The organism is Pseudomonas sp. K5002, from assembly GCF_013386655.1.
Lineage (GTDB): Bacteria > Pseudomonadota > Gammaproteobacteria > Pseudomonadales > Pseudomonadaceae > Aquipseudomonas.
Map to the genome: position 1 here is coordinate 1 of NZ_JACARK010000087.1, position 5582 is coordinate 5582.

General features: G+C 62.8%; 6 protein-coding genes. 4 read left to right on the plus strand and 2 right to left on the minus strand.

Annotated features, from left to right (window positions below; genetic code table 11):
* The coding region (locus tag HX846_RS05275) for an AraC family transcriptional regulator ligand-binding domain-containing protein (RefSeq protein WP_178965072.1) at positions 1–343 on the minus strand (343 nt) is incomplete at its 3' end.
* Positions 344–511: 168 nt separating this feature from the next.
* On the opposite strand from HX846_RS05275, the gene efeU reads away from it, so the two are divergent.
* The 4 genes from efeU to efeO (HX846_RS05295) are packed head-to-tail and all read left to right on the plus strand — an operon-like array spanning position 512 to position 4741.
* Complete coding sequence (gene efeU, locus HX846_RS05280) at positions 512–1360, plus strand: iron uptake transporter permease EfeU (RefSeq protein WP_003218412.1); 849 nt, start codon at positions 512–514, stop codon at positions 1358–1360.
* Positions 1361–1370: 10 nt separating this feature from the next.
* Complete coding sequence (efeO, locus tag HX846_RS05285) at positions 1371–2573, plus strand: iron uptake system protein EfeO (protein ID WP_008436219.1); 1203 nt, start codon at positions 1371–1373, stop codon at positions 2571–2573.
* Positions 2574–2587: 14 nt separating this feature from the next.
* The gene (efeB, locus tag HX846_RS05290; protein ID WP_178965073.1) at positions 2588–3895 is read left to right on the plus strand and encodes an iron uptake transporter deferrochelatase/peroxidase subunit; all 1308 of its coding nucleotides are present in this window, start codon (positions 2588–2590) and stop codon (positions 3893–3895) included.
* Positions 3896–3922: 27 nt separating this feature from the next.
* Entirely contained in the window at positions 3923–4741 is an 819-nt protein-coding gene (gene efeO, locus HX846_RS05295; protein WP_003218415.1) for an iron uptake system protein EfeO, read from the plus strand.
* A gap of 47 nt (positions 4742–4788) precedes the next feature.
* Here efeO (HX846_RS05295) and HX846_RS05300 read toward each other — a convergent pair.
* Positions 4789–5582: isochorismate synthase (locus HX846_RS05300; protein ID WP_178965074.1), on the minus strand; the 794-nt coding region annotated here is incomplete at its 5' end.

The window sequence follows — 5582 nt, forward strand, 5'->3', positions numbered from 1 at the left end:
GTTGCGCCGGCAGGCGCTCGAGCATCAGCGACAGGAACCCCAGGCCGGTTTCCAGCGCAGTGGCCAGGCTCGGTTGTGCCATGGAGGCCCGGCAGAGGAACTCCAGGCTGCCGGATTTGAGCTTGCGCGGGTCCATGCCAAAGAATTCATCGTCCATTCGCCGTGCCAGCAAGCGCCATAAGCGTGCGTAAGCGGTTGCCGGGACGCGTGCGGTTGGCTGGCCCAGCAGTGCTGGATCAATCCCGACCTTGGTCAACACTTCATCGCTCGCCGCACCCGGCGCGCAGCTCTGCAACAGGGCTTCGCGGACCAGTTGGATGGAAATCGTGTCTTTTTCCGACATGGGGAATGGCGCAATCCGGTGACTGGGACGATGCCGCGCATTCTAGTGTCGGATGCGGTTTGCCACCACCGTTCAGTCAAGGTTCAGTAAAGGTCAATATTCCCTGTTTAGTAATGAGTATCATTATGTTACAACTTAGCATCCTATCTAGTGACGATTCGGTGCCGAATGCTTGTTCCCTTTTTAATCATGCTGCGCGAAGGCATAGAAGCCGCCTTGATCGTTGGCATTATTGCCAGCTACCTCAAGCAAACTGGCCGTGGCCAGTACATGCCCGCAGTGTGGATCGGCGTATTTCTGGCAGCGGCCCTCGCGCTGCTGGTCGGCGGTGGCCTGGAACTGGTGAGTGCCGAATTCCCGCAGAAACAACAGGAACTGTTCGAAGGCATCGTCGGCCTGGTGGCCGTGGGCATTCTCAGCTCCATGGTGTTCTGGATGCGCAAGGTCGCGCGCTCCATCAAGCATTCCCTGCATGAATCCCTCGATCATGCCCTGGCCGGCTCCAAACACCAGGTCACCGCACTGATTGCCATGGTGTTTTTCGCCGTGGCCCGTGAAGGCCTGGAAACCGTGTTCTTCCTGCTGGCCGTGTTCCAGCAAAGCGAAGGTCCGGGCGCGCCGATTGGCGCCCTGCTCGGCCTGATCCTGGCGATCATCGTCGGCTTCCTGATCTACACCGGCAGCATGCGCCTGAACCTCGGTGCGTTCTTCCGCTGGACCGGCCTGTTCATCCTGGTGGTGGCCGCCGGCATCCTCGCCAACTCGGTACAAGCCCTGCACGAAGCCGGGGTATGGAACCACCTGCAAACCGTACTGTTCGATTTCAGCGCGACGCTGCCGATGGATGGCCCGCTGGGCTCGGTGTTGGCCGGCATGTTCGGCTATCAGGACGCCCCGACCATCAGCACCCTCGGTGCCTACCTGATTTACCTGGTGGTGGCCCTGGTGATGTTCTTCCTGCCGGCGCCGCCGAGCAAGCCGGCTACCCGCACAACCTCTTCCGTTTCCAGCCAGTAAGGACCGCCTCTTGTCCAACCAAACCCCTCAACCGGCTCCGCCCTCCCGCGCCTTGCGCTGGGCGGTGGGCGGCTCGGTGGTCGTGATGATCGCCGCCGGTGGCCTGTTCTACTACGCCTCGCAACTGGCCGCCTCCAAGCGCCAGGCCAACCACAATGAAATCGCCGTCACCATCCACGCCCACAGCTGCGAGCCGAATGCGCTGACGGTACCGGCCGGACGCGCCAGCTTCCGCATCATCAACCGCTCGGACCGTGCCGTGGAGTGGGAAATCCTCGACGGCGTGCTGGTGGTCGAAGAGCGCGAGAACATCGCCCCGGGCCTGAGCCAGGTGATCAACGCCAACCTGCTGCCCGGCGACTACCAGATCACCTGCGGCCTGCTGAGCAACCCGCGTGGCACCTTGAAGGTGACACCGACTGCCGAGTCTGACGCCCAAGCCAAGGCCAAGCCGTCGATGGTCGCGTTTATCGGCCCGCTGTCGGAGTTCCGCGTGTACCTGAGCAGCCAGGGTAGCGCCCTGGTCAAGGCCGTTACCGCGCTGGACCAAGCCATCGAAGCCGGCGACCTCGCCCAGGCCCAGGCGCTTTACGTACCGGCCCGCGAGGCTTACCAGCGCCTGGCCCCGGCTTCGCAACGCCTGGCGGAACTGGACAACGCGATCAACGCCCGCGCCGACTACTTTGAAAAGCGCGAGCAGGACCCGGCCTTCAGCGGCTTCCACCGTCTCGAATACGGCCTGTTCCAGCAACGCAATCTCGACGGCCTGGCGCCGATTGCCCAGCGCCTGGTCACCGACGTCACCAGCCTCAAGCAACAGCTGCTGGCCCAGTCGCTGCCGCCGGAGCAACTGGTGAGCATCGTGGTGCGCAACCTCAACAGCCTGGCCGACGTACGTGCCGCCAGCGGTGAGGAAGAACGCTACAGCCATACCGACCTCAACGGCTTCGCCGCCAACCTGGACGCCGCCCGCAAAGTGGTCGACCTGATGCGCCCGCTGCTGACCAAATCTGCCGCGCAATTGCTGCCGGGGATCGACAGCGCGATCACCGCCCTCGATGCCGAACTCAACGGTTTGAAAGTCGATGGCCGCTACGCCTCGTATGACAGCGTTACCGCCGATCAGCGCAAGCAGATCGCCGACAAGGCCAAGGCTCTGGCCGTTGCACTCGATGGAATCGACCCCGCCCTTGGCCTTTCCGGCCTGAAGTGAAGACGACCGTAGACATGAGTGATTCAGAACAATTTTCCGCCCAGCGTCGTCGTGTATTGCTGGGTATGGCCGCCACTGGCGCGGCCATTGCCGGCAGCAGCCTGAGCTGCCCGGCAATGGCTGCCAACGCGGCGGCACAGGTGACCACCGCGCCAAGCAGTGAAAAGACCCAGGACCACCACGATTTCCATGGCAAGCACCAGACCGGCATCGTCACTCCGCGCCCGGCCTGCGGCATGCTGGTGGCATTCGACGTATTGGCCAGCGACCGTGACGACCTGGAGCGGCTGTTCCGCACCTTGAACGAGCGTATCGCGTTCCTGATGACCGGCGGCACCGTGGTGCAAGTCGACCCGAAACTGCCGCCTACCGATTCCGGCATCCTCGGCCCGGTGGTGACACCGGACAACCTGACCATCACCGTATCGGTGGGCGAGTCGTTGTTCGACGAACGCTTCGGCCTGGCCGCGGCCAAGCCCAAGCGCCTGATCCGCATGGTCGGTTTCCCCAACGATGCACTGGAACCGGCGCAGTGCCACGGCGACCTGAGCCTGCAGTTCAGCTCCAACACCCCGGACACCAACATCCACGCCCTGCGCGACATCGTGAAAAACCTGCCGGACCTGCTGCTGGTGCGCTGGAAGCAGGAAGGCAGCGTGCCGCCCCAGGCCCCTGCCCGCCCCGGCGAGCCGGCACAAAGCGCGCGCAACTTCCTAGGTTTTCGCGACGGTTCGGCCAACCCGAACTCCAACGACAACAAGGCGATGGATCAGATTGTGTGGGTCCAGCCAGGCAGCGACGAACCGGCCTGGGCCGCCAATGGCAGCTACCAGGCGGTGCGGATCATCCGCAACTTCGTCGAACGCTGGGACCGCACCCCGCTGCAAGAGCAAGAAAGCATCATTGGCCGGATCAAGACCAGTGGCGCGCCCATGGACGGCCAGAAAGAAACCCAGGTCCCGGACTACAGCAAGGACCCGGAAGGCAAGTTGACCAAGCTCGATGCCCACATCCGCCTGGCCAACCCGCGTACTGCACAGACCCAGGCCAACCTGATCCTGCGCCGGCCGTTCAACTACTCCAACGGCGTCAACAAAAACGGTCAGCTGGACATGGGGCTGTTGTTCATCTGCTATCAGGCTGACCTGGAGAAAGGCTTTATCAGCGTGCAAACCCGGCTCAACGGCGAGCCTCTGGAGGAATACCTGAAGCCGGTTGGCGGCGGTTACTTCTTCACCTTGCCAGGCGTCACCGGGGCCCAGGATTTCATCGGGCGCACGCTGCTTGATGCGACACATCCACAAACCACTGCCAAAACCTAAAACAAACCCCAGAGCGGAAATCGTCCCATGAAGAAGTCGTCTCTCGCATTGTCGTTGTTAATGAGCCTTTCGCCGCTGGCCGCCTTCGCCGCCACCGCGCCGCTGGACCTGGTAGGGCCGGTGTCGGACTACAAGATCTATGTCACCGAAGAAATCGGCGAGCTGGTCACCCAGACCCAGGCGTTCACCGACGCCGTGAAAAAAGGCGACCTGGCGACCGCCAAGAAGCTGTACGCGCCAACCCGTGTGCACTATGAGTCGATCGAGCCGATCGCCGAACTGTTCAGCGATCTCGACGCCTCCATCGACTCCCGCGTGGACGACCACGAGAAAGGCGTGAAAGCCGAAGACTTCACCGGCTTCCACCGCATCGAGTACAGCCTGTTCTCCGAGAACACCACCAAAGGCCTCGACGCCCTGGCGGACAAGCTCAACAGCGACGTACTGGACCTGAAAACCCGCGTGGACGGCCTGACCTTCCCGCCGGAAAAAGTCGTCGGTGGTGCTGCTGCTCTGCTGGAAGAAGTCGCCGCGACCAAGATCTCCGGTGAAGAAGACCGCTACAGCCACACCGACCTGTATGACTTCCAGGGCAACATCGACGGCGCGAAGAAAATCGTCGACCTGTTCCGTCCGCAGATCGAGAAGCAAGACAAGGCCTTCGTTGCCAAAGTCGACAAGAACTTCGCCACCGTGGACAAGATCCTGGCCAAGTACAAAACCAAGGATGGCGGTTTCGAGACCTACGACAAGGTCAAGGAAGCCGACCGCAAAGCCCTGGTTGGCCCGGTCAATACCCTGGCGGAAGACCTGTCCACACTGCGTGGCAAGCTTGGCTTGAACTGATCCAGACGCTGCATGCTCTCGCCCGGCCTGCCGGGCGAGAGCCTTCCTCAGGCTGACGCCACCTGCACTCCGTCCGAAGGCCGCAAGGCATCGCGGATAGTCCGCAGCTTCAAGCACGTTTCCTCGTACTCACTCCCGGGATCCGACTCGGCGACAATGCCGCAGCCGGCGAACAGGTGCGCCTCACAGCCTCTGATCAACGCCGAGCGCAACGCCACGGCAAATTCACCATCACCCTGCGCATTCATCCAGCCCACTGGCGCTGCGTACCAGCCACGGTCGAGCTGCTCGTGCTCTCGGATATAGGCCATCGCCTCACGTCGCGGCAAGCCACCCACCGCCGGCGTCGGGTGCAGGGCCTGCACCAGTTGCAGCAATTGCACCTGGGGATGCAAGCGGCCCATCACCGGCGTCAACAGGTGCTGCACGTTGGCCAGCCGGTGCAACTGCGGCTGGCTGGCAATGTCGAGCATCGCGCAATAGGGCTGCAATGCTTCGCGCAGGGTTTGAACCACCAGGGTGTGTTCGTGGCGGTCCTTGGGGCTGTCCATCAAGGCCTGGCCAAGTTCGGCATCGTGCTGCTCGTGACGACCACGCGGGCAAGTACCGGCCAACGCCACCGTGTTCAGCGTGCCACGAGTCACCCGCACCAGCCGCTCCGGCGTTGCGCCGAGAAAGCAGCTGTCACCACGGCTGAACGCAAACAGGTACGCCTGGGGATAGGCCGCCTTGAGGTTTTCCAGCAGCGGGCCACAGGGGATCGTCCGTGAGGTGGTCAACCGCACTTCGCGGGCCAGCACCACCTTGCGCAGGTCGCCGGCGTTGATGCGCTGCACGGCCG

Bases quoted from the DNA above. Each gene is read 5' to 3' on its own strand.
- efeU (WP_003218412.1), top strand. From the start codon at position 512: ATGCTTGTTCCCTTTTTAATCATGCTGCGCGAAGGCATAGAAGCCGCC.
- efeB (WP_178965073.1), top strand. From the start codon at position 2,588: ATGAGTGATTCAGAACAATTTTCCGCCCAGCGTCGTCGTGTATTGCTG.
- efeO (WP_003218415.1), top strand. From the start codon at position 3,923: ATGAAGAAGTCGTCTCTCGCATTGTCGTTGTTAATGAGCCTTTCGCCG.